We start from the raw sequence: 437 nt of genomic DNA on the forward strand, positions 1-437 counted from the left end.
ACACGTTCCAGCGTTTCTTGGCGATACTGCTTACGGCTGTAAGCGATCGTCAAGCGCAGCGTGCCTTCCGAGATCATCGCGTTCAAATCCAGCGTATATTGCAGCGGTGAATGTGCATCCTCTGTCTCCCCTGCACTATAGGATGACCATGTGATTCCACTGTTTTGCACATCCTGATCGACCTGCCCCAAATAGTTAAAGCTGATTTCCGGTTCTGCTCCAATCGCCTGCGCTTCACCTGATGCAGACGCAGGAGATAAGTAGCGCCATGTGCCATAGGTCAGCCCTTTATGTGGAATGCGGCGCAGATCTTCCTTCGTTTCTTTAATCCGCTGGGCCAGCGTCAGGTTGACATCTGTGTCCAGCAGCACCGGATACAAGCTCGTAAACCAGCCTACTGTACGTGTAATATCCACCTCTGGCAGGATTGCTTCCCG

General features: G+C 52.4%; 1 protein-coding gene. It reads right to left on the bottom strand.

The annotated features are described in order from the left end of the window. Positions 1-437, bottom strand: a 437-nt coding sequence (locus ACL9RM_RS26540) for a condensation domain-containing protein (RefSeq protein ID WP_414126708.1), incomplete at both ends; no start/stop codon positions are given.

The sequence above is a fragment of the Paenibacillus sp. S29 genome, assembly GCF_049319765.1.
In the GTDB taxonomy this organism is placed as follows: domain Bacteria; phylum Bacillota; class Bacilli; order Paenibacillales; family Paenibacillaceae; genus Paenibacillus; species Paenibacillus polymyxa_B.